This window comes from Streptomyces sp. NPDC048504 (assembly GCF_043200035.1).
Taxonomy (GTDB): domain Bacteria; phylum Actinomycetota; class Actinomycetes; order Streptomycetales; family Streptomycetaceae; genus Streptomyces.
Genome location: NZ_JBICXA010000011.1, coordinates 164,349 through 189,841, shown reverse-complemented (window position 1 = coordinate 189,841; position 25,493 = coordinate 164,349). Strand labels below are relative to the sequence as shown.

The following is a 25,493-nucleotide window of genomic DNA, read 5'->3' as shown; positions in this document are numbered from 1 at the left end:
ATGTCATCCGGTCCGGTAGGGCCGGCCGACGGCGGCGGGTGGACGGACCCGGCCGACGAAGCTCGCGACGGCGACGATGGTGGCGAGATAGGGCGCCATCAGCAGGAGGTTGGGGTCGATCGGGGGACCGGCCTGCGCCAGCAGATACTGGAGTTCGGTGGCGAAGCCGAACAGCAGGGCGGTCAGGACGGCGCCACGCGGGGTCCAGCGGCCGAAGATGACGGCGGCCAGCGCGATGAAGCCGTTGCCGGCCGACATGTTCGGTGAGAACACGCCCTGTTGCCCCACTCCGATCACCAGCATCGCTCCCGCGAGACCGGCGATCACTCCCGCGAGAAGGACGGCAAGACCACGGGTGCGGTTCACCTTGATGCCGACGGTGTCCGCCGCGCGGGGATGTTCCCCGACGGAACGCAGGCGTAGACCCCAGCGGGTGTGGAAGAGCGCGAAGTGCACGACCACGACAAGAGCGTAGGTGAGGTAGAGGAAGAAGGTCCCCTCGAACAGCACCGGGCCGACCAGAGGGATGTCACCCAGCAGTGGAACCTTCCAGACGTGGAAGAACGGGGCGGCGTTGTATCGGTCGGAGGCGGGAGCGATGATCTGCTTGAACAGGAAGTTGGTCATGCCCAGGGCGAGCACATTGAGCACCACGCCCACGATGACCTGGTCCACGAGATAGCGGATCGCAAGCACCGACAGCAGGACGGCGACCAGCACCCCGGCGGCGGCTCCGCCGATCAGCCCGCCCCAGACGCTGTGGGTGAGGGAGCCGACGAACGCGGCGGCGAAGGCACCGAGGAGCAACTGCCCTTCGAGGGCGACGTTGACCACGCCGGAGCGTTCACCGATGACGCCGGCCAGCGCGCCGAGGATCAGCGGGACGGCGGAGGGGAACAGCGTGCCCTGCAGCAGGGAGACGATGTTCATGCCGGTGGGGTCCCCGGCGATCGACCAGGTGATGAACGACAGCAGCAGACAGAAGACCGCGACGGCCGTGCACCACCGCGCCGGCAGCCGCTCGGTGAGACAGAGCACCCCGGCGGCCAGGACGACGGCGCAGAGCACGATCACCAGCGGCCGGGACGGGGCCGACCAGACGGCGCCGTCTCCGGAGAGAGAGAAGTGGAACAGCGCGGGTCGTGCCGTACGGCCGCTCAGTGCGAAGCCCAGCAGTGCGAGTAGACCGAGTACGACGATCGTCACGCCGGCGGCCACATGCCGCGGGTAGCGCGCCCGGCGTACGGTGGTCGCCGTGACGGCGAGGCCGTTGGACAGACCTGACCATGCGGAACGCCCGCGGTCCTTGAGCCGGAAGATCGCCCGGGTGAGCCGGGGCGCGGCGACGAAGATGACGATGAGCGCCTGGATGACGGTGACGATGTCGCCCGAGACGCCCGCCTGGGCCTGCACGGTGGGCGCGCCCTGACGCAACGCGCCGAGCAGGAGCCCGGCCGCGACCGTCCCGGCCGGGGAATTCCGCCCGAGCAGCGCGACCGTGATCGCGTCGAAGCCGACGTTGTTGTCGATCTGCGGTGTGACCGTGTACTGGGCGGCGCCGCCGAGCGCCAGCAGGGTTCCGGCGAGGCCGGTGAGGGATCCTGCCAGGGCCATCGCCGTCATCGTCGTCCGGGGGACGTTCATGCCCGCGGTCCGTGCGGCCGCCGGGTTGGCCCCGACCGCCCGCAGCCTGAAGCCCAGTCCGCTGTGGGCGAGCAGCCACCACACGCCCGCCGTGGCGGCGAGGGCGAGAATGATGCCGAGGTCGACCGGGAGGCCGGAGCCGAGAAGACGTGGCAACCGAGCCGACCCGAGGATGAGTTTGCTGGTCTGCGGATTGTCCGGGGACTGGACCGTGCTTGTCTGTATCAGGAAGGCCAGGCCGAAGAGCGCGACGTAGTTGAGCATGATGGTCGTGATGACCTCGTGCGCTCCGGTGCGGGCCTTGAGGAATCCGGCGAGGAAGCCCCACAGCGCACCGGCCGAAATCCCGGCGGCCAGCGCGACGACCAGGTGCAGGCCGACGGGCAGGTGCCAGGCGAACCCGACGTATCCGGCGGCCATGGCACCGGCGATCACCTGGCCCTGGCCACCGATGTTGAACAGCCCGGCCCGGAAGGCGAGCGAGATGCCCAGGCCCGCGCAGATCAAGGGGGCCGCCGTGTAGACCGTGCCCGCGATCGGCGCGAACGAACCGGTCCCGTCGTATACGGCGCCCTGGAACAGCGCCGAGTAGGTGTCGCGGACGGTGTACCAGGCGTCCTGGAAGGTGTCGGTGGGATGCTGGAAGAAGTAGCCGAGGTCGGTCCGCACGACGGGGGCGGAGAGCGCGATGAACAGCCCCCCGATGAGCAGGGCCAGCACGACCGCGAGCACGGTCACCAGCCAGCCGTCGCCTCGTGGCATCCGTGGCAGCCGGGCGCGGATCCGCCGGGGCCGGACCGCGAGGTCGGTCGTCGTCTCGGGCGTCGTCTCGGTCGTCATCGGGGATTCTCCTGTTCGGCCGTGCCGCCGGCCATCATCAGACCGATCTCGTCGGACGAGGCGCCGGCCCCGAACTCCCCGATGATCCGGCCGCGGTACATGACGGCGATCCGGTCGGCGAGCGCACGGACCTCGTCGAGCTCGGTGGAAACGATCACTACCGGGGTGCCCCGGTCCCGTTCGGCGACGATCCGCCGGTGAATGAACTCCTGGGCGCCGACGTCCACGCCCCGGGTGGGCTGCGAGACGACCAGCAGCCGCAGGGGCCTGGACATCTCGCGTGCCAGGACGACCTTCTGCTGGTTGCCGCCGGACAGGGTGCTCGCCGGCGCCGTCGCGTCGGCGGGCCGGATGTCGTACTCGGCGATCCGCGCTTCGGCGTTGGCGCGGACGGCGCCCAGCTTCAGGCGCGGCCCGCGCGCGTACGCGGCGGAGTCGGTGAGGTCCAGGACCAGGTTCTCCGCGATCGTGAACGACCCGACCAGTCCGTCGTGCTGACGGTCCTCCGGGACGAATCCGATCCCCGAGGCGAGCACCTCGTGCGGGGTGCGCCCCACCAGTTCGTCGCCGTCCAGCAGGACCGAGCCCTCGGTCGGCGTACGCAGGCCCAGCAGCGCCTCGACCAGTTCCTCCTGGCCGTTGCCCTGGACACCGGCGAGTGCGACGATCTCGCCCGCCCGGACGTCCAGGTCGACGCCGTCCACGCTGACGCGGCCCCGGTCGTCCCGCACCGACAACCCGGCGATGCGCAACGCGTTCCCGCCCGGCGCGGCCTGCGCCTTGGACACCGTCAGCCGGACGTCCCGGCCGACCATCATCGCGGCCACATCCTGTTCGGACGCGGTGACCGGCGCTTCGCCGATCACCCTGCCCCGGCGGATGACCGTGATCCGGTCGGCCACCGCGCGGACTTCGCGCAGTTTGTGGGTGATGAACACCACCGACGTGCCCTGCGCACGCAGCGTCCGCATGATCCGGATCAGGTCATCGATCTCGCGTGGGGTGAGCACCGCCGTCGGCTCGTCCAGGATCAGCACCCGGGCGTCTCGCATGAGGGCCTTGAGGATCTCCACCCGCTGCTGCACACCGACCGGCAGGTCCTCCACCAGGCTGTCCGGGTCGACGTCCAGGCCGTACCGGTCGGAGAGTTCGCGGACCTTCGTGGCGGCCTCGGCGCGGGACAGCCGCCCGAAGGGGCCCGAAGTCTCCTCGTGCCCGAGCATCACGTTCTCGGCGACGGTGAAGACCGGGATCAGCATGAAGTGCTGGTGGACCATTCCGATCCCGGCGGCGATGGCATCCGAGGGGCCGTGGAAGGTCCGGGCAACGCCGTCGATGAGGATCTCGCCCTCGTCCGGCTCGTACAGCCCGTAGAGGACGTTCATCAGGGTGGACTTCCCGGCCCCGTTCTCGCCGAGCAGGGCGTGGATCTCACCCGGTTCCACCGTCAGGTCGATCGCGTCGTTGGCGGCGAGCGGGCCGAACCGCTTGGTGACGCCGCGGAGTTCGAGCTTCACGGCTGCGACTTGGACGTGATCGTGATCGCCCCGGAGCGGATGTCCTTGCCGACCTTGGCCACCTCGTCCTGGAGCGCTTGCGGGACCTTCGAGGCGAAGTCGTGGTACGGCGACAGGCCGGTGCCGCCGTTGGCGAGCGTGCCGACGTAGTCGCCGGTGCCGTAGTTGCCCGCGGCGCCCCCCTTCACCGCGGTCTGCACGGCCTGTGAGATGCCCTTGTAGGTGGTGGTCAGAAAGACATCGCAGTACTGGGGCGCGGCGACACAGCCGTCGGTGTCGACCCAGATCACGGCCGCCTTGCCGCCGGACGCCTGGGCGGCGGCAGCCGTACCGAGGCCGGTCCCGCCGGCGACCGGGTAGATCACGTCAGCGCCTGCCTGGATGAAGTTCTTGGCCAGCTGCGAGCCCTTGGTCTGGTCGGTGAACGTCCCGGCGAAGCTGCCCTTGCGCGTCTTCTCGTCCCAGCCGAGCACGTGCACGCTCTTGTGGTGCGCGTTGTTGTAGTAGTGGACGCCCTCCCAGAAGCCGTCCATGTACGCGGTCACCGGGGCCAGATCCTGCCCGCCGTAGGTGGCGACCTCGCCGGTCTTGGAGTATCCGGCGGCGAGGTAACCCGCCATGAACGCGGACTGTGCGGTGTTGAACAGCAGCCCCTGGACGTTCTTCTTGTCCCCGGTGTTGTCGATGATCGCGAAGTGCTGCTTCGGCGACGCCTTGGCCGCGCCGGTCGTCGCGTCGGCCATCGCGAAACCGACGGTGAAGATCAGGTCGCACTTGACGGACTCAAGCGCGGTGATGTTCCTGGCGAAGTCGCTGGAGGTGGCCGAGGACAGGTACTGGACGTCGGCGGTGCCCGCCTTCTGCAGTCCCTGCCACACCGACTGGTTGAACGACTTGTCGTCGACACCGCCGGTGTCGGTGACCATGCACGCCTTGTATCCCGAGGTGCTGCCGGTCGATCCGGCCTGGGTGGTGGTCTGCTTGGTGCCGCAGGCCGCGAGCGTGAGTACGAGGCTCGCGATGCCGATGGCCTTCGTGGATGTCGGTTGCATGGTGGTAAGTCCCTCGGGTTGCAGGTGTGCTGCGATGGTTACGGCGGCTTGGGCGCCTGGCTTGGTGACGGCCGGGGCCGCGGGCCGGCAGGCGGCGACGAGGGCGTCGGTGAGGGAACGGGTGGCGAACCGGGCAGTAGGCACCCGGTCGCGGCCGATCACGAGGCCGACGTTGACGCTGCTCACAGTGCTGATCCGGGTCATCGACGTGTCCTCGGCCGAAGGAGCGCATCCATCAGACGTCCGCGCAGCGCGTCCTCGTCCACCGACCAGACGACTGTGACGGCCGACCACGAGGTGTCGGTGTAGGGCGGCAGATCCTCGTCGGCCCGGCGATCCACGACGCTCATGCCCCGGGTGTACGCGCCATGGAGTTCGACCGTCGTGCGGTGTGCGGAGACCTGGGCCAGCTCGGGCCAGACCGCGACGAGGAACGCACCGGTGTCGCCGAGTACGGGGTCCACCCGGTTCCAGGTCTTTCCCATCCCGGTCAGCAGGTTGCCGGCGAGCCGGGCGGCCGGTTCGGTGTGCTCGACGAGCTTTCGGACCTGTTCGGCGGGGACGGTCACGCTGTTGAACACGTCCAGCCCGTACAACCAGACGTTCGGCCCGGTCCGCAGGACGATCTCCGCGGCCTCGGGATCGTGGAAGAAGTTGAACTCGGCCGTAGCGTCGGAGTTGCCGCCCACGGCCGCGGATCCGCCCATCACCACGATCCGCCCGATCTTTTCCTTGACCTCGGGATAGCAGGTGAAGAGCACGGCGAGGTTCGTCAGGGGGCCGGTCGCCACCACGGTCACCGGACGGTCGGCGGCGGTGAGCGTGGTCCGGAGCAATTCCACCGCGTGGAGCGGCACGGCCGCCCGCGAGGTCTCCGGCAGCGCTATCCCGCCCAGCCCGTTGTCGCCGTGCACCCAGGACGCGTCGGGGGTCGGCTGGGCGAGCGGTACGGGGCAGCCCCGAGCGACGGGCACATCCGGCGCGTCGGCGGCGTCCAGGACACCGAGGGTGTTGCGTACCACCGCGTCCACGCCGACGTTGCCGTCCACGCATGTCACCGCCAGGACCCGGACCCCGGGGATCCCGAAGGCCGTGAGCAGCTCGACCGCGTCGTCCGTCCCCGTGTCGCAGTCGATGATCACGTCGAGATCGGGGTGTTCCTGGTCCTGGATCGGCATTGGCGTGTCCTTGTTCGGCCTCGAGGTTGCTGCAGCGAAGAGGCGGTCGTCAGGGTGGATGGGAGAAGAGATAACCCTGTCCGGCACGTCCAGTCAAGCGCTTAACTGCACTCGTCTCACGGTCCGGGACATGCCGACGCGACACCGGGGATCGTGACGCGGGCTTGCGGGCAGCGCGGGGCGGGTACGGTCCGAGCCATGCGGGACCGAAAACTGCGAACACCAACCGGAAGAATTGATTGCCCGCCAGAAAATGCGCCGTCAATTAGCCTTGATATTCATGAGGATCAGAATTACGAAACCATCTTCTGAAATGGGCAATAAAGGACCCGACGGGCGGCGTGTGTCCATGAAAATTAATTCCAAAGAGAGGACTCCATCACCCCTGTAGCTGGATGAATGAAGGCTTGGCCAGGTCACGTGTCGGAATGAAGTAATTGGCGATCATTTCAGTGGGTGCGAATTGCATCGCATGCATGGTAAAATGCGCCAGTGGAGATCGTACGGAACTGCACATAAGCTGTATCCAAAAATACTGAGTAGAAATCGAAAGGGGGGACGGGGAAACGGGTCCGCACGGACACCGCGTCCCTGACGACCAATGGGCGGGCGAACCAAGGGCGTACGAAGGGTGACCGCGGCGGACGTGGCGAGTGCCGCCGGAGTCTCGACGGCGACCGTTTCGCTGGTGGTCAACGGGAAGGACGCGGGCCGCGTCCTTCCCGAGACCCGGCAGCGAGTCCTGGAAGAGGCCCACCGGCTCGGCTATGAGGTCGACCGACGGGCCAGGAGCCTGGCCACGGGCCGGTCCGGGATCGTCGGCTTCGTCTCGACCGGCCTGTCGAACCCGTTCTTCGCCGCCGTCCAGATGGGGCTGCTGGAGGAGTTCGACGACCGGCTCCAACTCCTGTCGATCGCCACGGAGATCGGACACACGACCGCGCGGCGGAATGTTGCCGCGCTGTTCGCCATCGGTGTTGACGGCATCATCATCGACGCGAGCGCGCTGGAGGCACTCGGCGAACAGCCGTCCGTCCCGGCCGTGCTGCTCGACTCGCCCAGAGGTCCTTCCGGCCTGGTGCGGGTCAACTTCGACCTCGTGTCAGGCGCGGAGGCGCTGGCGGCACACCTGCTGGAGCGCGGGCACCAGCGGATCGGCTACCTTCAGTCCGACCAGCAGACCGACACATTCGCCCTCCGATACGAGGCGTTCGAGGCACGAATCCACGCCGGTGGCGGGGTTCTTTCGAAGGCTTCGTCGGGCAACACCATCGAGGCTGCTTCTGAGCGCTTGCTCAAGCTGTGGGGCGAGTGGGATGCCCTGGGTGTAACGGCGATCGTATGCGCCAGCGATGTCATGGCTTACGGCGCGCTCCAGGCGCTCCGAACACTCCAGGTCGCCGTACCCGGCAGGGCCGCGCTGGCGTCCTTCGACGACCTGCCCACTGCCGCCCTGCTCGAGCCTTCGCTGACCTGTGTCCGGCTGCCCGCGCGCGAACTGGGCCGACGGGCCGCCACCGAGTTCCTCGACGTCCTGTCGGGACGGACCGAGGCCCGCGAAGTGATCCTGCCGACCGAACTCGTCGTTCGCGCCTCCACCCATCGGCGACTTGGAGCTTAGCCTCGCCGTCTCGGTTGTCCACGATGGCCTCGTCGCCGTCGGCGAGCATCACCGCCAGGTCGCTGGCGATCCGGCCCGGATCATGCCCGGTCCCGCGCGGCCGAAGCTGCCTGAGGGCGGCGGAGTACGCGGCGGTCAGCCCGGTGGCATCGGCAAGATCCGCCGGCAAGCGTGCCCCGGCATGACCGACCACCCCCGAACCATCGGCGCGGTACGGGCTTACGGTCGCCGGATGACTCGGCAGCGGGGGGTCCGTACGCTGACGGCGGAAGGCCGCCCTCATCAAGCAGGGCGCCGACGGCCGCGGGGCGGCACGCGCAGCGCTGTTGGCCGAAGGCGCCCACGGGCCGCCGGTACGGATGCCATGGACAGGTTGACCGCGTCCACGAACTCGCCTGTGGGCTCGCGCAGTGCAGCAAGTGCTTTCCGGCGCGCGTCCCGCCGCTCCTGCCGTGCCCGGCGCACTGCTCCTGACACCAAGGCTTCCCGAAGTTCCAGGATCCCGAACCGCTGTGAACGGTGGTCGGCCTCGGCATGGAACTCGCGGATGTCTGGCTCTGGCTTCCCTGCTTTCAGGGCCTCGTCCTGCTCCCGGCGGACGGCCTCAAGGAAGTTTGGGGCTTCGCGGTCATCGTCCACGTGCTCAATGCCCAACTCCGCGGCGAGCGCCTCAAATCGCTCCGCGCTTTCCCGGAGGCAGTCCATGATCTTTTCATCGCTTGTCTAGGGCGCGACGGGGTTGTACAGCACCGCCATGGCGCGGTGGGCGAGCTCCTCTTGAGCCTTGCGCTGCTGCTTCGCGGTCCCGGCCTTGCGGCAGGCGTCGACAGCGTCCAGGAAGACACCCGCAGTTTCCAGCCTCTGGTCAGCGTAGGAGCTGTGCACGGCCGTTCGGGAGCTGAGATGAGCGGACCGCAGCGCGTAGACGGACGTGACGCGGCGCCGACCATGGGCCCGAGGATGGTGACGTCTGAGGTCATGTCTGCCATGGTCCGCGCCGGGAGGGTGCGGCTCGTGCCGTTCGAGGTGGTTCAGAGGGTTCCCTCGGGCAATGGCCCCTGACCTGCACAGAAGCGCAGTTCAGGGGCTCATCGCAGAAGAGGGTGTAGTCGGGGGCTGTCGGTTTTCGAGGTCGCCTGCACGGATTTCCACGCTCGGCTGCACTCCTGTCCGGGCGCGACGAGACGTGCGCCGGGGAACGAGCTACGCACCGGCGCTGCCATCGCGCAGGGAATGGATCATGCTCTGCAGGATCCGGAACGCGCCTGACTGCTCGGTCTCGGTCATGCCGGCCAGCATTCTGACCTCGACGGACCGGACCGCTACGGTCGCCTTCTCGAGGCTCCGTCGGCCGCGAGGCGTGAGCCGCGTGGGAAGAACCTTCCCGACGGGTGCCTCCGCGGGCCTGGTCACGTAGCCCTCTCGTTCCAGGGTCTGGAGCAGCACGTTCATCGACTGCCGTGTCACGAACGCGCCACGCGCGAGCTCGGAGTTCGACAAGCCCGGTCGTTGAGCCAGCAGTTCGAGGCAGGAGTAGTGCGTCACGCTCATCCCGAGTGGCCGCAGTACCTCCTCCATGGCTGTGCGGAGGACGCTCGACGCCTCTTTCAGCAGGTAGCCCAGTGACGTCTCCAGGTCGACACCATCTTGATGCATGTCAGCATTCTGACATAGATTGACCTGTGTCAGAAAGCTGACACGAAAAGAAGGAGCATCATCATGCCCGCCACCGGCCCCGACTTCATCTCGCTCCAGGCGCGCGACCTCGACGCTTCGCAGGCGTTCTACGAGCAGTACCTCGGCCTCGTCCGCTCGCAGGCCGGACCTCCGCACGCCGTCGTCTTCGAGACGAAGCCGATCGCGTTCGCACTCCGCGACGTCGTTCCCGGCACCGATCTCGCATCCGTTGCTCAGCCCGGCATCGGTGCCGCGATCTGGTTCCACGCCACAGACGTCCAGGCCATTCACGATGCTCTCGTCGCCGACGGTCACACCATCGTCTCCGCGCCGATCGACGGCCCCTTCGGTCGGACATTCACCTTCGCCGACCCCGACGGCTACCAGGTCACTCTCCACGACCGCGCCTGATACGCCCAACGCCACCGGACGATCACCGGTCCCCGAAGAGCGCGGTTGCGCCCGAGGCGCGAGAATCCGGGCGACATTCATTGGCTCTTGACTCTGAAGCTCCAACATTGACGCTGTCGGACGTAGCGGGCCGTGGTGTCGTAGGGCGAGACGATCGCCGAGGAGGAGGGTGGTAGCCCGCCGTCGTCGGCGGTCCGCCGGCGCAAGCGGCCTGCCGGGCGCGGCGCTGGCCCCGGCCGGTACCCGGATCGACCCCGTGCTGCTCGGCCTGGCCGCCGCCTGCGGCCACGACACCCTGTCGATACGACCGCGCCCCCGCGTCCGCGTCCTGGTCACCGGCGACGAACTCACCCACACCGGCCGTCCCGGCTCCGGTCAGGTCCGCGACGCCCTCGGCCCGCTGCTGCCGTCGCTTGTCCACACGCTCGGCGGCGTGGTCGCCGACCTGCACCACGTGCCGGACCGCCCCGCAGACTCACTCGCCGACGCTGTGCGCCGCACACCATACGACTCGGGCGTGATCGTCGTGACCGGCTCCACGTCGGTCGGCGTCACCGACCAGCTGCGCGCCTTTCTGGACGGGGACGGCGACGCCCGGTGGGTCGTGGACGCGGTCGCCTGCCGCCCAGGACATCCCCAGCTCCTCGCCCAACTCCCGGACGGCCGCTGGATCTTGGGTCTGCCCGGCAATCCGTACGCCGCCCTGGCCGCCGCCCACACCCTGCTCGCCCCGCTGCTGACCGGTCTCGCCGGACGCCCGCTGCCCGCCCTGCCCCGCATCCCGCTGGCCGGAGACACCCGTATCGCCCCGGGGCGTACCCGCCTGGTCCCGGTGATCTGGGACGGCGTCACCGCTCGTGCCGTGGGTGGTCACAGGTCGGCGTTCCTGCGCGGCGCGGCCCTCGCGGACGCGTTGGCCGCCGTACCGCCGGACTGGCAGCCCTGCACCCCGGTGCCCGTGATCTCGCCGGCGGGATGAGGCGAGCCCCGGCACCAGGCTCGCGTCGAAGTGGCGGTCCCTGTCAGTGCCCCCGCAGTGCGGCCCGGTCGGTGTCGTCCCACTGGGCCGGGGTGCCGGCGCTGACGAGTGCGGCGAAGCCGCCGGGCATGGCGCCGCCGTCCTCGGCCATGATGGTGACGGTGTAGAGGCGCTCGGTGGCGGAGGTGTTCTCGATGCGGTGCACCGAGCCGGGCGGCAGGACGAGGACGTCGCCGGGGCCGATGGGTACGGAGTGTTCGTCGCTGTGGGCGATGCCGTGTCCGGTGAGGACCACGAAGATTTCGGTGGAGTCGGGATGGGAGTTGTCGGGCTGCGCGCCGCCGGGTTCCCAGACTTCGTAGAAGACGCTGGCCGGTGATCCGTCGGCGGGGCCGGCCAGGAGGGCGAGCCGGACGGTGTCGGCCGGAGAGATCAGCTGCGGTACGACCTGGTCGAGGTGGCGCAGGGTCGGGGCGGTGGCCATGCGGAGTTCTCCTCGAAGCGGTCGGCGGCGGTGTTCAGCGCGTCGAGCAGGTCGGGTGTGGAGGCGGTGAAGCCGTAGCACTGGCGGGTGTTGTAGATCGTCGCGTCGTGGCAGTACGACGGTGAGGTCGTGGCGGATGCGTCGGTGAGCATGACGACGTCGTAGCCGAGGCAGGCGGCGTCGATGAGGGTGGCGTACACGCACTGGTCGGAGTTGACCCCGGCGAAGATCAGCGTGTCCACGCGGAGGTTGCGCAGGATGCTGTCGAGGGGTGTGTCCCAGAAGCCGCTCATGCGGTACTTGTCGACGTGGATGTCCTGCTCCTCGGTGACCAGGCCGTCGACGAGGGCGGCGCCCCAACTGCCCTTCGTGAGCACGCGGGAATCGGTGCCGGGCGTGCGGGAGCCGATGCCCTCGCCGGTGCCTGAGGGGTCGTAGACGTGTGTCACGCCCGGTGGGAGGTTTGCCTGGTCGGGGCGGTTGCCCCAGTTCAGCCAGATCACGGGGATGTCGGCGGTGCGGGCGGATGACACGGCCTGCGCGCTCAGTTCGACCGCCGTCGCGAGCACCGATACGTCTACGCCGATGCCGGCCAGCCAGCCGCCCGGTGTGCAGAAGTCGTTCTGGAGGTCTACGACGATCAGGGCGGTGTGGGACGGATCGAGGACGAGCGGGGTGGGTTCGGCGCGCAACTCCGCTGAGCGGGACGGGAGTTGGGGCCGGTGCAGGTCGATGTGCGGGCCGGGGAACTGCCAGCGGTTGCGGTGGCGGGGCAGAGAGGCGGTCATGCGGGGGTCTCCAGTGCGGCGGCGAGGGTGAACAGGCCGTGGTCGGTTCCTGGTGCGCCGAGCAGGCACAGGCCCGCCGGGCGGCCCTCGGCGGAGCGCAGCAGGGGCAGTGAGAGGGCGGGTGCGCTGGCGAGTCCCGCGAGGCAGGTCATCCGGAGCGTCGCCGCGCGCTCGGCCTCGATCTGATCGCCCGACGAGTTGCGGGCCGGGGCTGGGCCGGAGGCCGAGGGGATGGCCAGGATGCTGCCCGAGAGCCATTCCCCGAGCTGCTTGCGTGCTTCAGCCGTCAACTCCCGTGCTGCTGCCGCCTGTTCGTCAGTGATCTCGGATGCCTGGGCGAAGCGGGTGGCCACGTCGGCGCCGAGCGCACCCGGGTGCGCGGTGATCCATCCGCCGTGGGCCTGCCATGCCTCCCACGCCTGTACGGTGCGGAACGCGGTGAACCAGCGTTCCAGCACGTCGTGCGGAAGGTCCACGGTTTCGGCCGGCGGGAGCTTTCCGGCGGCGGTCAGGTTCTCGACGGTGGTCGTGAATGCCTCCCGCACATCCGCTCTGGCCAGGGCTTCGACCTCGGGCAGACGGACGGTACGGGCTACGGGCACGGCCCTGTCGCCGTCGTCGGGGAGCAGGGTCCGGGCGACGGTGGCGGAGGTACGTACGTCCCGGGTCAGCCAGCCGACGGTGTCGAAGGATCGGGCCAGGGGCAGGACGCCGGCGGTGCTGATCGCGCCGTGCGTGGTGCGCAGACCGACCAGGCCCTGGTACGAGGCGGGGACCCGGATGGACCCGGCGGTGTCGGTGCCGAGCCCGACCGCCGCCTGGCCGAGGGCCACCGCGCTCGCCGGGCCGCTGCTGGACCCGCCGCTGACGCGGCCGGGCGCGGCCGGGTTCGGTGGGGTTCCGTAGTGCGCGTTGGTGCCGGCGAGGCTGTAGGCGAACTCGTCGGTGCGTGCGATGCCCACCACGTGTGCCCCGGCAGCCAGCAACGCGCTTACTGCGGGCGCCGATTCGGCCTGCGGGCGCTGCTCGGCCAGCCATGCGGGAACCCCGGCGCCGATGGGCTGCCCGGCGACCGCGAACAGATCCTTCACGGCGACGCCGATGCCGTCCAGCGGGCCCTGCGTGTCGGCGGACACCAGTGGATCGCCGATCGCCCGCCAGACCGTCGTGTCGAAGGGAGCCGCCGGGCCGGCCGACTTCGGTACAGCAGGCAGGCTCACATGGGCGGCAGCGACCGTCCAACGGTCCCCGGTCAGGCGCCACAGTTGTGTCTGCAGGCCGGTGGCCTCGCCGTCTTCGGTGCGTGCCATCACCAGTACGGCGTCGTCGGCGATGACCTGTACGTGCAACTGGGCGACTCGCCGCGTGGGGATCCTGGCGCGCGCGGACCGGAATCCCGCGATCGCCTCATGGCCGACGAGCAGCGCCTGCCCGTCGCCCCTGAGGGTGTGCGGGCCCGGCATGAACAACTCGTCGAGCGTGTCCCGGTCGTTGGCCAGCAGGGCACTGTCGTAGCGCCAGAACGCCTCCAGCAGACCCGGCGGTGTCCCGACGGGCGCGATCAGCTGGCACTCTTCGTTCTTCTCGGGCGCGCTCATCGCCATGCCCGTCCTTCCACCCGTGCGAAATCGGAGAGTCTGATCCGAGCGTGCACGCCCTTGACCACGTCGACGACCTGGGAGATGTCGAAGTCGGTCGCCGCGCTGAGGTAGGCGTACGCCAGCTCGTGATCCATTCCGAAGGATGCCCGGAGGAGTTCCAGCGCGTTACGCGCGCACTTGGCGACCGCCTCGTCGAGGTCGGTGTCCAGGCCGGTCGGTACGAGAAGGTCCGCGGTCCGCGCTATCGGGCCGCGTGCGTCACCGAACAGTTCGGCGGCGCGCTGCCGGGGGATCACGTCGATCGTCAGGGTGGCGCGCAGCGGTGCCTCCAGCGCCGTCAGCGAGATCTCGCCGTTGCCCTGGGCGAAGTGCGGGTCGCCGACGTAGAAACCGGCGCCGGGTACCTGGACCGGCAGGTACAGGGTGCTGCCCGCTTGGAGCAGCGAGATGTCGATGTTCCCGCCGTGTTCGCCGGGCGGGGTTGAGTGCAGTCTCGCGGATCCGGGGGTGGCCACGCCCATCAGACCGAGGAACGGCGCGATCGGGAAACGTACGACGCGATCGGTGGAGCCGGTCGTCAGCGGCAGGGTGGCCTGCGGGGCGGAGATGCCGTCGACCGCGTCGAGTACCGGGCAGAAGATGCTCGTCAGCGGTCCGTCGGTGGGGAAGACACCTGGTAGCAGGCCCTTGTTGTGCCTGCTGGAGATCACGCCGTAGGCGGTGCGTGGCACCAACTCGTCCACCTGTACGGCGAGATAGTCGCCGACCGCCGCGCCGCGCACCTCGATCGGGCCGGTGACGACATGCGGCCCGTCTGCCGGGGTGTGGGTGCCGTTGGTGGCGATCGCGACGGTGTCGGCCAGGACGTCGTGGCCCGGGACGCCGTGGTTGCCGAAGAAGGTGACCGGGTCCCGGCCCTGGTCCTCCAGGATGCCTTCGTGGCTGACGGTGTCGATGGAGACCTGTTCGCCCGGGTCGACGGTGAGTACGGGTGCGTCTTCGGCGCAGGGCAGACGGCCCCACAACGTCGTCGACACCGTGGCACCGAGGTGCTGGCGTGCCGCGGTCGTCATCGTTCCTCCAAGTGCTTTCACTTTCAGCTGTCTTGACGGGCTTGCCGGGGCGAGCGGCGTGCTCACCGGGCGGTTCCGTCCAAGGCCGGGAACGCGAACGCCTGGACCTCCAGCAGTGCTTCGGCCAGCAGCTCCGTCCAGTGCCCGACGATCCGCTTGCCGGTGTCCGCGGCGGCTCCGGTGGGGTCGCCGACGACGCCCGAGGCGGAGACGTCGTCGATCAGCCACGCGGTGGGCACCGCGCCCTCCAGCGTGAGGTGCCGCTGTGCCGCGTACAGCTCACCGACTCGCAGCCCGTCGGCAACTGCCTTGTCCAGACGTACGAGTTCGGGTGCCAGGGCCAGCATCAGCGACGTCTCGACGAACCCGCCGTGGATGCCGAACGGGTCCGGGTCCTCGACCCCGTCGGGCAGCGGGAACCGCGACGGCATGACCGGGAACACCTCCAGGCCGAAGTGGTGGCGGATGTCGCGGGCGACCACGTCGAGCAGGCTCGGCTGGCCGCCGTGCCCGTTGACGAAGACGAGCTTGCGCACCCCGCTCCTGGCCAGAGACTCGCCGAGGTCCATGCACATCGCCTGCAACGTCGCCGTAGACATCGCGATCGTGCCCGCCCGGCCGAGGTGTTCGGTGGACTTTCCGTAGTGCAGGGTCGGCAGGACCCACATGTTCGCTGCCTCGCCGAGCCGCTCCACGGCCGTACGGGCGATGACCTCGGCCACCAACGCGTCGGTGACCAGCGGCAGATGGGGCCCGTGCTGCTCCACCGCGCCGATCGGCTGGATCACCACGGCACTGTCCTTGGCGAGGCCCCGGACGTCCTCGGTGGTCAACTCGGCCCACAGATATGGGTACTTGCTCACGATGATGACTCCTCGCTATTCGTCGGTCGGCAGCGCGGACTCGTGCCACTTGCCGAGCAGGTACCTCTCGACCAGGACGACGACTCCGAACAGCAGCAGCGACACGACGCTCGCGCCGATGACCGCCAGGAACAGCTGGGGGGTACGCAGTTGCACCGCGCTCTCGGTGATGACGTATCCGAGGCCGCCCGCGCCGCCGCCGACGCCCGCCACGAACTCACCGACGATCGCGCCGATCACCGACGCGCCGGCGGCCACCCGCAGGCCGGTCAGGATCGCCGGCAGCGCTCCGGGCAGCCGCAGGAACAGCAGCTGCACCCGGGGCGGCGCCCCGGCCATCGTGTACAGCTGCACCAGATTGCGGTCGATGGACTTGAGACCCTGGAGGGTGTTGGCCGCCACCGGGAACAGCGCGATCATGGCCGCCACCAGGGTGTTCGTCGCTATCCCCGGGCCGAGCCAGACTACGAACAGCGGTGCCACCGCCACGATCGGGATCGTCTGGAGCAGGATCAGATAGGGGTAGAGGCTGCGTTCCATCAGCCGCCAGCGCGCCATCACCAGCGCACTGAGCACGCCCGCGAAGGCCGCGATCACAAAGCCCATCACGGACTCGCGCAGTGTCACCCAGGTCGGTTCGCCGAGGGTGTTGAACTCATCGGTGATGGTGCTCGCCATCGTCGCCGGTGAGGGCAGCATGTAGCCGGGAACGCCGAAGGCGACGATCACCAGCTGCCACAGGCCGACCCCGACCGCGAACGCGCCGACCGGAGGCAGCACGGTCTTCAGTGCCAACGACCGCCACCGGCGCGGCGATTGCTGTGCGGGGGCCGTCTTCGGTAGTTCCGGGGCGTCGATCACCGTCATATCCCGGTACCTCCCAGCATCGTCGAGATCTCGGTACGCAGCTCGCGCAGCGCCTTGTCGTCCCGCGCGGTCTCGGGGTCGGGCGTGGGCGGGCTGGGGGAGCGGAAGACCTGCTTGAGATGGCCGGGCCCGGTCCCCATCACCGCGATCTGATGCCCGAGCCGGACCGCCTCGGGGATGGAGTGCGTGACGAACATGACGGTGACCTGGCGGGTGCGCCACAGACTGATCAGTTCGGCGCCCATCTTCTCCCGGTTGAACTCGTCCAGCGCCGCGAACGGCTCGTCCATCAGCATCAGTTCGGGCTCGCTGGTCAGTGACCGGGCCAGCGACGCGCGCATCTTCATGCCCCCGGACAACTCGCGGGGATACGCCTTCTCGAACCCGCGCAGGCCGACCAGGTCGATGGCGTCCTGCGCCCGTTGCCGGCGCTCCGGCCGGGGCACGCCCTGCAGTTTGGCGACCAGTTCGACGTTGGCCCTGACCGACCGCCAGGCCAGCAGGGTCGGGTCCTGGAACACGTACGACATCCGCTCGGTGCGCCGGATCAGGCTGCCGTTGCTCGGTGCGGTCAGGCCGGCCGCCATTCGCAGCAGCGTGGACTTGCCGCACCCCGACGGGCCGACCAGCGCGGTGATCTCCGCCCGTGGCAGGCGCAGCTCGATGGGGGCCAGCGCCCGGAAGCCGCTGCTGTAGACCTTGTCCGCCCCGTCGAACGAGACCAGCGGACCGGGACCGACCGCCTGCTCCTCGACACGGTTCTCCACACGGACTGCACTCATACTGCGTCGCTCCTTCCGGGCACTCACGGAATCAGTAGGAACCGGCCGGCGCCGCGGGCAGGGACGCGGGTGCGGCGACCTTGGGCAGCAGTGAGGCGTCGTAGAGGTCGCTCGCCTTCGGCGTGCTCTTGAGCTGGCCGAGCTGCTTCATCTGGTCGATGAAGGTCGTCCAGCGCTGCGGCGTCATGGCGCCGAGCTGCTGCTTGCCCTCGCCGGCGATCACGTACTTGCGCTGCTTGTCCCAGGCGTACCAGGCGGCCTGCGAGGTCAGTTGACTGTTCGCCTTGGTGATGGCGGTGTTGGCCGTCTTGGCGACCGACACCTTGCCCATGTAGTCCTGCCAGCCCTGCATGCTCGCCGCGAGGAAGTCGGTCAGCTCCTTGCGGTGGCTCTTCAGGTAGGACTCGGAGGTGAAGAAGATGTCGTTGTACGGGTTGAACCCGGAGGTGGAGAACGGGATGAAGTTGACCTTCACCCCGGCCTTCTGGGCCGTGTACGCCTCGTTCGTGGGCCAGCCCTGCTGGACCAGGCTGTCCTTCTTCAGGAAGTTGGCGATGGAGCCCTGGTACGCCTGGGTCGAGAACGTGATGCCGGTCTTCTTCTTGACCCACTCCGGGCCGAGTTGACCGGTCTGCACCACCCAGGTCTTGCCGCCCATGCCGGCGAAGGACGTGATACCGGTGCTGGCGTGCACCATCACGCCCACCGGGTTGTCCTGGTAGAGGGCGCCGATCGCGACGACCGGGATGCCCTGCTCGCGTGCCTGGATGAGACCGGCGGCGTCGGTGAACCCGACCTGGGCGCGGCCCGCCGCGACGAGCTGGGTGGCCGACACCTGCGGGCCGCCGGACTGCAGGGTGACATCGAGGTTCTTGGTCTTGTACAGCCCCTCCGCCTTCGCCGCGAAGAAACCGCCGCCCTCGGGATCGGCATACCAGGGAAGTACGAGCTTGAACGCCTTCGCCCCGCCGCCCGAGGAGGAGGCCGAGGACGACGCGCTGCTGCCGCACGCCGACACCGCGACCAGGGCCAGCGCCGTGGCACTCATGACGGATGTCTTCATGACTGATGTCTTACGGAACAGGCGCAGCCGTATGAACGGGGATGCGGATCTCATGGGTTGCTCATTTCGCGGAAGTGGCTGGTGGAGCCGGTTCAGAACGAGGGGTAGCTGCCCCTCGTCAGATTCGCGACGTCGGCGAGATGCGCCAGCATCGCGTCGCGGGCCGCGGCGCCATTGCCGCTCCGTACTGCGTCGAAGATCAGCTGATGCCCGTGGTGCGAGGACCGGCGGGCCTCGGCGGTCTCGTGCGAGAAGGAACGCACGGACTCCGTCCAGCTGTTGGCCAGGGAGTTGAGGGCCACCATCAACGGGTTCTGCGACGCCTGGGCCAGCAGCATGTGAAAGGTGATGTCGGCCTTCAGCGACTCCTCCGGCGACAACTCGCGGCCACTCGTCTCCAGCACCTGCTCAAGGGCGTACAACGTCGCTGTCGTCGCACGTTCGGCGGCCAGTTGCGCGAACTTCGGCTCGATCGTCTCGCGCAGTTCCGCGACATCGCGCAGCGTCCGCTCGGACTCCGACATCTCCCCGTACAGCGCCTGCGCGTGAGAGGGCACCTCCAGCACGATCGTGCCCCGGCCCGGCCGGCGCTCGATCATCCGCTTGGCCTCCAGCTCGTGCATCGCCTCGCGCAGCGACACCCGCGAGACCTTCAGCGCCTGCGCCAGCTCACGCTCCGGCGGCAGCTTGGTGCCCGGCTCCAGAGAACCGCTGCTGATCAGCGTCTCTATGTGAGCGACGATCTCGGAGCTCACACTCAGCGACCGACGCACGAACGCGTCGAACCCGTCCAAGAAATTCCCTCCCCGATCCTCCTACGGTCAGCTGGTCTGACCAACTGATGATGTGAACCGTAAGGACCGGTCCGGCGCGAGGGGAAGCCCTCCAAGTACTTGGCAACCAGACGTTTACGCAGGTCACATCGATGAAACATCGGGCCCGGAGGGCGCAACTCGCTTGCAGGTGCCGGAACGGGGTACGTACGGTCGGCGGCACGACGGACGAATCCATTCGCGCGGCGCGGCTGCTCGATGCCCAGGCCAAGGCCGCCGAACTGTTCGCCGAGATCGAGGTCCGGGGCCCGGTCGCCGCGGGCCGGGGCGACCGCGAGGTGAGCGACCACATCCGCGACCTGGCGAACGAGATGTTCGGGACCTCGCCGACCACCTGCGAGAGATGGCCGCCGCCGGCGACGAGAACTTCCAGCGGCACGTCGAGGAGGGCCATCTCGGCCTGTACGTAAGGGACATCGACTACATCCGCGACCACGCCGAGGTCTGGTCCCGCTTGGTCGTCGGACCGCGCGACCGGTGCACGGACCGCCTGTCCAGCCTTGTCTCTTCAGGGGCCAGACCCTTGCCAACTCCTTTGCAAAGCACCGCGCTTTGCAAAGTGGCGGATCATGAGACCTCGCCAGAGACCGACGCGCGAACACCATCGGTCGGGCTCGCCAAGCACGAGGTGCGTACGGCCCTGCTCGCGCTCCTGGCCGAGACGGGCACCCTGACCTCAACTGAGGCCGCCGCCCGCCTCGGCTACAGCTCCGGGCTGTGCTCCTTCCACCTGCGCCGACTCGCCCGCTACGGACGGATAGAGGAGGCCCCGCACAGCGGTGGCCGCGCCCGCCCGTGGCAACTGCGCCGGCAGACCCCGAAGGCACCCGTCACGGCTGGCGACGCCGCTGATACCGGATTCGACACGCCGGCCCGAGGGCTGGAGGACGAGAGCTACCAGCGCTGGCTGGGCCGCCGCGACCAGGCCCCGAACGAGTGGCGCGAGGCCGACGAGGCATTCAGCGCCATCGCTTACCTGACTCCACAGGAGATACAGGAGACGGCCGAGGCCATCCGCCAACTCCTCAGCCGCTATCAAGACCGGGACCACAACCCCGCCGCCCGCCCCGCCGACGCACTCCCCGTAGCTGCCGTCGCCCGGCTCTTCCCGCTGCTGCCCGCCGAGACGGAACAACCATGATCGGAACGCTGGACCGGCTCTACTGCTACCCGGTCAAGTCCCTGCTGGGCGAGCCGGTCACGGCAACGGAGGTCACCGCACAAGGTCTGGTCCACGACCGGCGGTTCGCCCTGCTCGACACGGAGACCGGCAAGGTCGCCAGCGCCAAACACCCCCGCCTGCGGCGCCGGTTACTGCTCCTGACCGCCGAACTCAGCGACGCGGCAGTCCAGATCACCGCGCCGGACGGCACGACCTGGCACTCCACCGACTCCGACACCGACGATCACCTGTCACGGTTCATCGGGCGTGGCGTGCCCCTCACCGACACCCCACCCGCCGACGCGACCGTGGACCGCGCACGCCCCGACGACCTCCTGCGCGGCATCCTGTCCGAGCTCTCCTCCATTCTGGAGGCGGCCGTCGACGACAAGCGGCTCGCGAGCAACCCGATGCACGCGAAGTCCGTGCGGTGGCCCAAGGCGACTCAGGAGCGCCGTGAGGCTTGGCTGCTGGGGACAGCGCTGCGAGTCCGCGACGTCATCAGCCCGCGCAACCGGATAACCGTCGTCCTCGGTCTGGGGTGCGGACTTCGCCAGGGCGAGGTATTCGGCTTGAGCCCGGACGACATCGACTACGCGAGGGGGGTCCTCCATGTCCGCCGCCAAGTCCAGGCGATCAAGGGGAGGCTGTACTTCGCCTTGCCGAAGGGGAAGAAGACCCGTGTCGTCGATATGCCCCCCTCGGTGGCCGAGGAGATCAAGCGTCATGTCGGAGTGTTTCCGCCGGTGGAGGTGGAACTCCCGTGGGGGAGGCCGGAGGGGCAGCGGAGGAAGTTCTCCCTGTTGCTCACGACGCGATTCGGCAACGCCATTGCGGTGAACACGTGGAACACCTACACGTGGAAGCCCGCGTTGGCCAAGGCCGGAATCATCCCGCCACGCGCCAAGGGCGCGAAGAAGTGGCAGTGGGAAGCGGCGCCGAAGGACGGCTTCCACGTGCTGCGGCACACCTACGCCTCCATCATGCTGGAGGCGGGAGAGTCCGTCGTGACCGTGGCTCGGTGGCTCGGGCACTCCTCGCCGGCGATCACCCTCGGTTACTATGCTCACTTCATGCCGGAGACCGGAAGCAAGGGCCGGACGGCCCTTGACGGACTGTTGGGGAGGCAGGGAGATCTGCATGGCAGTCGAAACTCCCCAGATTCTCCCCAGGGCTGATGACGGGCAATATCCACTCCTCGGCACTCCCAAGGCCGACTATGGATTGCAAGGCTGAAGAGTGAGGTGGCCTGAGAAAGTGCTGAGAGAGGTCACCGCGACCCGCTACGTCGAGCCCCTGCGCTCCGGCGGCTCCGTCCCCGGAGTCGTCGAGGCCGACGACCTCGGCACCTACGTCGTCAAGTTCACCGGCTCCGCGCAGGGCCGCAAGGCGCTGGTCGCCGAGGTGATCGTCGGGGAGCTGGCCCGCGCCCTCGGCCTGCGCTTCCCCGAGCTGGTGCTCGTGCACTTCGACCCGGCGATCGCCGACGAGGAACCCCACCAGGAAGTACGGGACCTGCACAGCGCGAGCGCCGGCCTGAACCTGGGCATGGACTTCCTGCCGGGCGCCCAGGACTTCACCCCGGAGGTCGCCGCGCGCTGCACGGTCGACCCGCTGGAGGCCGGGAAGATCGTCTGGCTCGACGCGTTGACCGTCAACGTCGACCGTACGGTGCACAGTTCGAACCTGATGATCTGGCCCACGCTCGGCATCGCGCCCCCGCGCCTGTGGCTCATCGACCACGGCGCCGCCCTCGTCTTCCACCACCGCTGGGACGGCGCCGACCCCGCGAAGTCCTACGACTTCCGCCATCACGCCCTCGGCCACTACGGCCCCGACACCCGTGCCGCCGACGCCGAGTTGGCCCCCAAGGTGACCGAGGAGCTGCTGCGCCGCATCGCGGCCGAGGTGCCGGACGCCTGGCTGGCCGGCGAACCGGGCTTCGCGACACCCGACGCCGTACGGGAGGCGTACGTCGCCTACCTCCACGCGCGCGTGGAGGCCTCCGCGGCCTGGCTCCCCACCGACTTCCCCAGCCGGGAGGAACGCGCCGCCGAGGAGGCCCTCCGCGCGGCGAAGACACAGCAGGGCCGCCCGAGTTGGCTCAAGCGGGTCCCCGACCTGCACGGCAAACCGGCGGCGGAACAGGATTGGTCGGTACACCTCGGATGACAGACGCCCTTACGGACAACCCCGTACAGCCGGAGCACCGCGTCCAGATCGAGTACTGCACCCAGTGCCGTTGGCTGCCCCGCGCGGCCTGGCTGGCGCAGGAACTCCTCACCACCTTCGAGACCGAGTTGACGGAACTGTCCCTGAAGCCCGGCACCGGCGGCGTCTTCGTCGTCCGCGTCAACGACGAGGTCGTGTGGGACCGCCGCGAGCAGGGCTTCCCGGAACCCACGGCCGTGAAGCAGCTCGTACGCGACCGAGTGGCCCCGGACAAGTCCCTGGGCCACTCGGACAAGTGAGCTGTTCCTGACGGTGGTTGAGGATCAGCCCTTGAGCTGCTCGTACGCCGGCAGCGTCAGGAAGTCCGCGTAGTCGTCGTCCAGCGCCACCTCCAGGAGGAGGTCGTGGGCCTGCTGCCAGTGGCCCGCGGCGAAGGCGTCCGCGCCGATCTCGGCGCGGATGTTCTCCAGTTCCTCGGCGGCAACCTTCCGCGCCAGCTCGGGAGTTGCCTTCTCGCCGTTCTCGAACTCGACGCCCGCGTTGATCCACTGCCAGATCTGCGAGCGCGAGATCTCGGCGGTGGCCGCGTCCTCCATCAGGTTGAAGATGGCGACCGCGCCGAGCCCGCGCAGCCACGCCTCGATGTAACGGATGCCCACCTGAACGGCGTTGACGAGTCCGGGGTACGTCGGCTTCGCGTGCAGCGAGTCCACGGCGATCAGGTCGGCCGCCTTGACGTCGACGTCCTCGCGCAGCCGGTCCTTCTGGTTCGGCTTGTCGCCGAGTACCGCGTCGAAGGAGGCCATGGCGATCGGCACGAGGTCCGGGTGGGCCACCCAGGACCCGTCGAAACCGTCCCCGGCCTCACGGTCCTTGTCCGCCTTGACCTTCTCGAACGCGACCTTGTTGACCGCCTCGTCCCGGCGCGACGGGATGAACGCGGCCATGCCGCCGATCGCGTGCGCCCCGCGCTTGTGGCAGGTGCGGACGAGGAGTTCGGTGTACGCCCGCATGAACGGGGCCGTCATCGTCACCGCGTTGCGGTCCGGGAGGACGAACTTGGGCCCGCCGTCACGGAAGTTCTTCACGATGGAGAACAGGTAGTCCCAGCGGCCCGCGTTCAACCCCGAGGCGTGGTCGCGGAGTTCGTAGAGGATCTCCTCCATCTCGTACGCGGCCGTGATGGTCTCGATCAGCACGGTGGCGCGGACGGTGCCCTGCGGGACGCCGACGTAGTCCTGCGCGAAGACGAACACGTCGTTCCACAGCCGGGCTTCGAGGTGCGACTCGGTCTTCGGGAGGTAGAAGTACGGGCCCTTGCCCAGGTCGAGCAGCCGCCGCGCGTTGTGGAAGAAGTACAGCCCGAAGTCCACGAAGGCGCCCGGGACCTGCTCACCGTCGACCAGGAGGTGACGCTCGTTGAGGTGCCAGCCGCGCGGCCGCATCACGACCGTCGCCAGCTCGTCCTCGGCCTTCAGGGCGTACGACTTACCGGAGTCGGGGTCGGTGAAGTCGATCGCGCGGGTGTAGGCGTCGATCAGGTTGAGCTGGCCCGTGACGACGTTCTCCCAGGTCGGCGCCGAGGCGTCCTCGAAGTCCGCGAGCCAGATCCTCGCGCCCGAATTGAGGGCGTTGATCGTCATCTTGCGGTCGGTCGGGCCGGTGATCTCGACGCGCCGGTCGTTCAGCGCGGCGGGGGAGGGGGCCACCTTCCAGGAGTCGTCCGCGCGGATCGCGGCGGTCTCCGGGAGGAAGTCGAGGGTGGAGGTGCGGGCGATCTCCGCGCGGCGCTCGGCCCGGCGGGCGAGGAGTCCGGCCCTGCGGGGCGTGAACCGGCGGTGCAGCTCGGCCACGAAGGCGAGGGCCTCAGCTGTGAGGACCTCGTCCCGCCGGGGCAGGGGCTCGGCGTCGACGATGACCGGCGAGGACGGCGCTGGTGCGGACATGAACTGTCACTTCCTTCAGCGTGGCACCGGGTGCCAGGTGACCCGGGTAGGGCTGGGGGCACCCGAGGGGCCGTCGGGCGCTTCTGAACAGTGGATACTAGTTTCCTCATCGTGGAAGTTCAATGGTTTGTTGACGTCGAGATTCTCCGGATCGAGCCAAAGTGGCGCTCAGTGCCACTCCACTCACTCAAGGTGGACGAGATCCGCCTCAGTGTCGATGTCGTACGGCTCCGCCGCATCTCCGCACTCGACGAGCGTGACCGCGTCCGCGTGCGCCTTGAGGTATGCCCGTGCCCCCCGGTCCCCGGTCGCGCTCCCGGCGATCCCGGCCCAGTGCGCGGCACCGAACAGCACCGGATGCCCGCGTACCCCGTCGTAGGCGGCCGAGACGAGCGAGTCCGCGTCCGTGAAGCCGGCCAGCACCCGCGCGACCGCCTCCGCGCCGATCCCGGGCTGGTCGACGAGCGACACGAGCGCCGCCCGCGCACCCGTACGCGCGAGCGAGTCGAGCCCGGCACGCAGCGAGGACCCCATTCCCTGCTCCCACTCCGGGTTCTCCACGACCACGCACCCGGTCAGCTCCGCCTGCTCTCTTACGGCGTCCGCGCGCGCCCCCAGGACCACATGGACGCGGGTGAGGCCGGCCGCGCGCAGCACCCCGACCGCGTGCTCCACGAGGGGCCGCCCCCGGTGCCGCAGGAGTGCCTTGGGCCGCCCGCCGAGCCGTCGGCCGCCGCCCGCGGCGAGCAGCAGCCCGGCGACCTGGTCTTCGTTTCGCGTCATGCCTCCTGCATACCTGACGCGGCGGCGACCGGACGGAATCCTCCTACTTAATTTCGGTCCATGGAGTGGCGCGCCCCGCACCGGGTGGCGTTTACTTGCCCGCGTCCCTCGGTGCCCGACCAGTGTTGCGGGGTGCGCGGCAGGACCACAAAGTTCT

The 25,493-nt window shown here is 69.1% G+C and carries 24 protein-coding genes and 2 pseudogenes; 9 read left to right on the top strand and 17 right to left on the bottom strand.

Annotated features, from left to right (window positions below; translation table 11 throughout):
* Nucleotides 1–3: 3 nt before the first annotated feature.
* The 4 genes from ACGFY9_RS27055 to ACGFY9_RS27040 are packed head-to-tail and all read right to left on the bottom strand — an operon-like array spanning nucleotide 4 to nucleotide 6,231.
* Nucleotides 4–2,484 (bottom strand): hypothetical protein, encoded by a 2,481-nt coding sequence (locus tag ACGFY9_RS27055; RefSeq protein WP_393758263.1) that lies wholly within the window; start codon nucleotides 2,482–2,484, stop codon nucleotides 4–6.
* Nucleotides 2,481–4,001: an ABC transporter ATP-binding protein gene (locus ACGFY9_RS27050; RefSeq protein WP_393758261.1), complete on the bottom strand. Its 1,521-nt coding sequence runs from the start codon at nucleotides 3,999–4,001 to the stop codon at nucleotides 2,481–2,483. The genes ACGFY9_RS27055 and ACGFY9_RS27050 overlap by 4 nt, the downstream gene beginning before the upstream one ends.
* Nucleotides 3,998–5,257: a BMP family protein gene (locus ACGFY9_RS27045; RefSeq protein WP_393758259.1), complete on the bottom strand. Its 1,260-nt coding sequence runs from the start codon at nucleotides 5,255–5,257 to the stop codon at nucleotides 3,998–4,000. Before ACGFY9_RS27045 ends, ACGFY9_RS27050 begins: the two co-directional genes overlap by 4 nt.
* On the bottom strand, nucleotides 5,254–6,231 hold the full coding sequence (locus ACGFY9_RS27040) for a nucleoside hydrolase (RefSeq protein WP_393758257.1): 978 nt from the start codon (nucleotides 6,229–6,231) through the stop codon (nucleotides 5,254–5,256). The genes ACGFY9_RS27045 and ACGFY9_RS27040 overlap by 4 nt, the downstream gene beginning before the upstream one ends.
* A gap of 631 nt (nucleotides 6,232–6,862) precedes the next feature.
* Between ACGFY9_RS27040 and ACGFY9_RS27035 the strand changes: the two genes are divergently transcribed.
* Nucleotides 6,863–7,852, top strand: a complete 990-nt coding sequence (locus tag ACGFY9_RS27035) for a LacI family DNA-binding transcriptional regulator (protein WP_365989181.1) — start codon at nucleotides 6,863–6,865, stop codon at nucleotides 7,850–7,852.
* Nucleotides 7,853–7,868: 16 nt separating this feature from the next.
* Here the strand turns inward: ACGFY9_RS27035 and ACGFY9_RS27030 are convergent.
* Nucleotides 7,869–8,054, bottom strand: a pseudogene (locus ACGFY9_RS27030) (IS1380 family transposase); the annotation flags it as partial.
* A gap of 332 nt (nucleotides 8,055–8,386) precedes the next feature.
* On the opposite strand from ACGFY9_RS27030, the gene ACGFY9_RS27025 reads away from it, so the two are divergent.
* Nucleotides 8,387–8,914 carry a hypothetical protein gene (locus ACGFY9_RS27025; RefSeq protein ID WP_393758255.1) on the top strand — a complete coding sequence of 176 codons (528 nt, stop codon included), beginning with the start codon at nucleotides 8,387–8,389 and terminating at the stop codon, nucleotides 8,912–8,914.
* Between the two features lie 141 nt (nucleotides 8,915–9,055).
* Here ACGFY9_RS27025 and ACGFY9_RS27020 read toward each other — a convergent pair whose 3' ends face one another.
* Entirely contained in the window at nucleotides 9,056–9,508 is a 453-nt protein-coding gene (locus ACGFY9_RS27020) for a MarR family transcriptional regulator (protein WP_365989183.1), read from the bottom strand.
* Between the two features lie 63 nt (nucleotides 9,509–9,571).
* On the opposite strand from ACGFY9_RS27020, the gene ACGFY9_RS27015 reads away from it, so the two are divergent.
* On the top strand, nucleotides 9,572–9,940 hold the full coding sequence (locus ACGFY9_RS27015; protein ID WP_365989184.1) for a VOC family protein: 369 nt from the start codon (nucleotides 9,572–9,574) through the stop codon (nucleotides 9,938–9,940).
* 169 nt (nucleotides 9,941–10,109) lie between these two features.
* Complete coding sequence (locus ACGFY9_RS27010; protein ID WP_393758252.1) at nucleotides 10,110–10,919, top strand: molybdopterin-binding protein; 810 nt, start codon at nucleotides 10,110–10,112, stop codon at nucleotides 10,917–10,919.
* A gap of 43 nt (nucleotides 10,920–10,962) precedes the next feature.
* Here ACGFY9_RS27010 and ACGFY9_RS27005 read toward each other — a convergent pair whose 3' ends face one another.
* From ACGFY9_RS27005 to ACGFY9_RS26965, 9 genes are all read right to left on the bottom strand, one after another.
* Nucleotides 10,963–11,403 carry a cupin domain-containing protein gene (locus tag ACGFY9_RS27005; protein ID WP_393758250.1) on the bottom strand — a complete coding sequence of 147 codons (441 nt, stop codon included), beginning with the start codon at nucleotides 11,401–11,403 and terminating at the stop codon, nucleotides 10,963–10,965.
* Nucleotides 11,352–12,191 (bottom strand): cysteine hydrolase family protein, encoded by an 840-nt coding sequence (locus ACGFY9_RS27000; protein WP_393758248.1) that lies wholly within the window; start codon nucleotides 12,189–12,191, stop codon nucleotides 11,352–11,354. The genes ACGFY9_RS27005 and ACGFY9_RS27000 overlap by 52 nt, the downstream gene beginning before the upstream one ends.
* On the bottom strand, nucleotides 12,188–13,789 hold the full coding sequence (locus tag ACGFY9_RS26995; protein ID WP_393758246.1) for an amidase: 1,602 nt from the start codon (nucleotides 13,787–13,789) through the stop codon (nucleotides 12,188–12,190). The genes ACGFY9_RS27000 and ACGFY9_RS26995 overlap by 4 nt, the downstream gene beginning before the upstream one ends.
* Nucleotides 13,786–14,865, bottom strand: coding sequence for an acetamidase/formamidase family protein (locus tag ACGFY9_RS26990; protein ID WP_365989189.1), 1,080 nt, complete (start codon nucleotides 14,863–14,865; stop codon nucleotides 13,786–13,788). The genes ACGFY9_RS26995 and ACGFY9_RS26990 overlap by 4 nt, the downstream gene beginning before the upstream one ends.
* Nucleotides 14,866–14,927: 62 nt before the next feature.
* Nucleotides 14,928–15,728 (bottom strand): creatininase family protein, encoded by an 801-nt coding sequence (locus tag ACGFY9_RS26985; RefSeq protein WP_365989190.1) that lies wholly within the window; start codon nucleotides 15,726–15,728, stop codon nucleotides 14,928–14,930.
* 15 nt (nucleotides 15,729–15,743) lie between these two features.
* Nucleotides 15,744–16,595: an ABC transporter permease gene (locus ACGFY9_RS26980; RefSeq protein WP_393758244.1), complete on the bottom strand. Its 852-nt coding sequence runs from the start codon at nucleotides 16,593–16,595 to the stop codon at nucleotides 15,744–15,746.
* Nucleotides 16,592–17,377: an ABC transporter ATP-binding protein gene (locus tag ACGFY9_RS26975; RefSeq protein ID WP_365989192.1), complete on the bottom strand. Its 786-nt coding sequence runs from the start codon at nucleotides 17,375–17,377 to the stop codon at nucleotides 16,592–16,594. Before ACGFY9_RS26975 ends, ACGFY9_RS26980 begins: the two co-directional genes overlap by 4 nt.
* A gap of 31 nt (nucleotides 17,378–17,408) precedes the next feature.
* Entirely contained in the window at nucleotides 17,409–18,440 is a 1,032-nt protein-coding gene (locus tag ACGFY9_RS26970; RefSeq protein WP_393758242.1) for an ABC transporter substrate-binding protein, read from the bottom strand.
* 92 nt (nucleotides 18,441–18,532) lie between these two features.
* Nucleotides 18,533–19,234: a FadR/GntR family transcriptional regulator gene (locus tag ACGFY9_RS26965; protein ID WP_365989194.1), complete on the bottom strand. Its 702-nt coding sequence runs from the start codon at nucleotides 19,232–19,234 to the stop codon at nucleotides 18,533–18,535.
* Nucleotides 19,235–19,449: 215 nt separating this feature from the next.
* Between ACGFY9_RS26965 and ACGFY9_RS26960 the strand changes: the two are divergent.
* From ACGFY9_RS26960 to ACGFY9_RS26940, 5 genes and pseudogenes are all read left to right on the top strand, one after another.
* Nucleotides 19,450–19,599: pseudogene (locus tag ACGFY9_RS26960) on the top strand (aminopeptidase); the annotation flags it as partial.
* Between the two features lie 233 nt (nucleotides 19,600–19,832).
* Nucleotides 19,833–20,414, top strand: a complete 582-nt coding sequence (locus tag ACGFY9_RS26955) for a winged helix-turn-helix domain-containing protein (protein WP_393758240.1) — start codon at nucleotides 19,833–19,835, stop codon at nucleotides 20,412–20,414.
* On the top strand, nucleotides 20,411–21,613 hold the full coding sequence (locus ACGFY9_RS26950; RefSeq protein ID WP_393758238.1) for a tyrosine-type recombinase/integrase: 1,203 nt from the start codon (nucleotides 20,411–20,413) through the stop codon (nucleotides 21,611–21,613). Before ACGFY9_RS26955 ends, ACGFY9_RS26950 begins: the two co-directional genes overlap by 4 nt.
* 79 nt (nucleotides 21,614–21,692) lie before the next feature.
* A complete protein-coding gene (locus ACGFY9_RS26945; RefSeq protein WP_393758236.1) occupies nucleotides 21,693–22,607 on the top strand; it encodes a HipA family kinase in 915 nt (304 codons plus the stop codon).
* Complete coding sequence (locus tag ACGFY9_RS26940; RefSeq protein ID WP_393758234.1) at nucleotides 22,604–22,906, top strand: SelT/SelW/SelH family protein; 303 nt, start codon at nucleotides 22,604–22,606, stop codon at nucleotides 22,904–22,906. Before ACGFY9_RS26945 ends, ACGFY9_RS26940 begins: the two co-directional genes overlap by 4 nt.
* A 24-nt stretch (nucleotides 22,907–22,930) precedes the next feature.
* On the opposite strand, the gene aceB is transcribed toward ACGFY9_RS26940, so the two are convergent.
* Complete coding sequence (gene aceB / locus ACGFY9_RS26935) at nucleotides 22,931–24,553, bottom strand: malate synthase A (protein ID WP_393758232.1); 1,623 nt, start codon at nucleotides 24,551–24,553, stop codon at nucleotides 22,931–22,933.
* Between the two features lie 183 nt (nucleotides 24,554–24,736).
* Entirely contained in the window at nucleotides 24,737–25,336 is a 600-nt protein-coding gene (locus ACGFY9_RS26930; protein WP_393758230.1) for an NTP transferase domain-containing protein, read from the bottom strand.
* Nucleotides 25,337–25,493 lie beyond the last annotated feature (157 nt).

Excerpts from the sequence above, each read along its gene's own strand:
- ACGFY9_RS27005 (WP_393758250.1), bottom strand. The coding sequence starts at position 11,403 with ATGGCCACCGCCCCGACCCTGCGCCACCTCGACCAGGTCGTACCGCAG.
- ACGFY9_RS26990 (WP_365989189.1), bottom strand. The coding sequence starts at position 14,865 with ATGACGACCGCGGCACGCCAGCACCTCGGTGCCACGGTGTCGACGACG.
- ACGFY9_RS27025 (WP_393758255.1), top strand. The coding sequence starts at position 8,387 with ATGGAACTCGCGGATGTCTGGCTCTGGCTTCCCTGCTTTCAGGGCCTC.
- ACGFY9_RS26950 (WP_393758238.1), top strand. The coding sequence starts at position 20,411 with ATGATCGGAACGCTGGACCGGCTCTACTGCTACCCGGTCAAGTCCCTG.
- ACGFY9_RS27000 (WP_393758248.1), bottom strand. The coding sequence starts at position 12,191 with ATGACCGCCTCTCTGCCCCGCCACCGCAACCGCTGGCAGTTCCCCGGC.
- ACGFY9_RS26975 (WP_365989192.1), bottom strand. The coding sequence starts at position 17,377 with ATGAGTGCAGTCCGTGTGGAGAACCGTGTCGAGGAGCAGGCGGTCGGT.
- aceB (WP_393758232.1), bottom strand. The coding sequence starts at position 24,553 with ATGTCCGCACCAGCGCCGTCCTCGCCGGTCATCGTCGACGCCGAGCCC.
- ACGFY9_RS27055 (WP_393758263.1), bottom strand. The coding sequence starts at position 2,484 with ATGACGACCGAGACGACGCCCGAGACGACGACCGACCTCGCGGTCCGG.
- ACGFY9_RS27040 (WP_393758257.1), bottom strand. The coding sequence starts at position 6,231 with ATGCCGATCCAGGACCAGGAACACCCCGATCTCGACGTGATCATCGAC.
- ACGFY9_RS27020 (WP_365989183.1), bottom strand. The coding sequence starts at position 9,508 with ATGCATCAAGATGGTGTCGACCTGGAGACGTCACTGGGCTACCTGCTG.
- ACGFY9_RS26970 (WP_393758242.1), bottom strand. The coding sequence starts at position 18,440 with ATGAAGACATCCGTCATGAGTGCCACGGCGCTGGCCCTGGTCGCGGTG.
- ACGFY9_RS26980 (WP_393758244.1), bottom strand. The coding sequence starts at position 16,595 with ATGACGGTGATCGACGCCCCGGAACTACCGAAGACGGCCCCCGCACAG.
- ACGFY9_RS27045 (WP_393758259.1), bottom strand. The coding sequence starts at position 5,257 with ATGACCCGGATCAGCACTGTGAGCAGCGTCAACGTCGGCCTCGTGATC.
- ACGFY9_RS26930 (WP_393758230.1), bottom strand. The coding sequence starts at position 25,336 with ATGACGCGAAACGAAGACCAGGTCGCCGGGCTGCTGCTCGCCGCGGGC.
- ACGFY9_RS27015 (WP_365989184.1), top strand. The coding sequence starts at position 9,572 with ATGCCCGCCACCGGCCCCGACTTCATCTCGCTCCAGGCGCGCGACCTC.
- ACGFY9_RS26940 (WP_393758234.1), top strand. The coding sequence starts at position 22,604 with ATGACAGACGCCCTTACGGACAACCCCGTACAGCCGGAGCACCGCGTC.
- ACGFY9_RS26995 (WP_393758246.1), bottom strand. The coding sequence starts at position 13,789 with ATGAGCGCGCCCGAGAAGAACGAAGAGTGCCAGCTGATCGCGCCCGTC.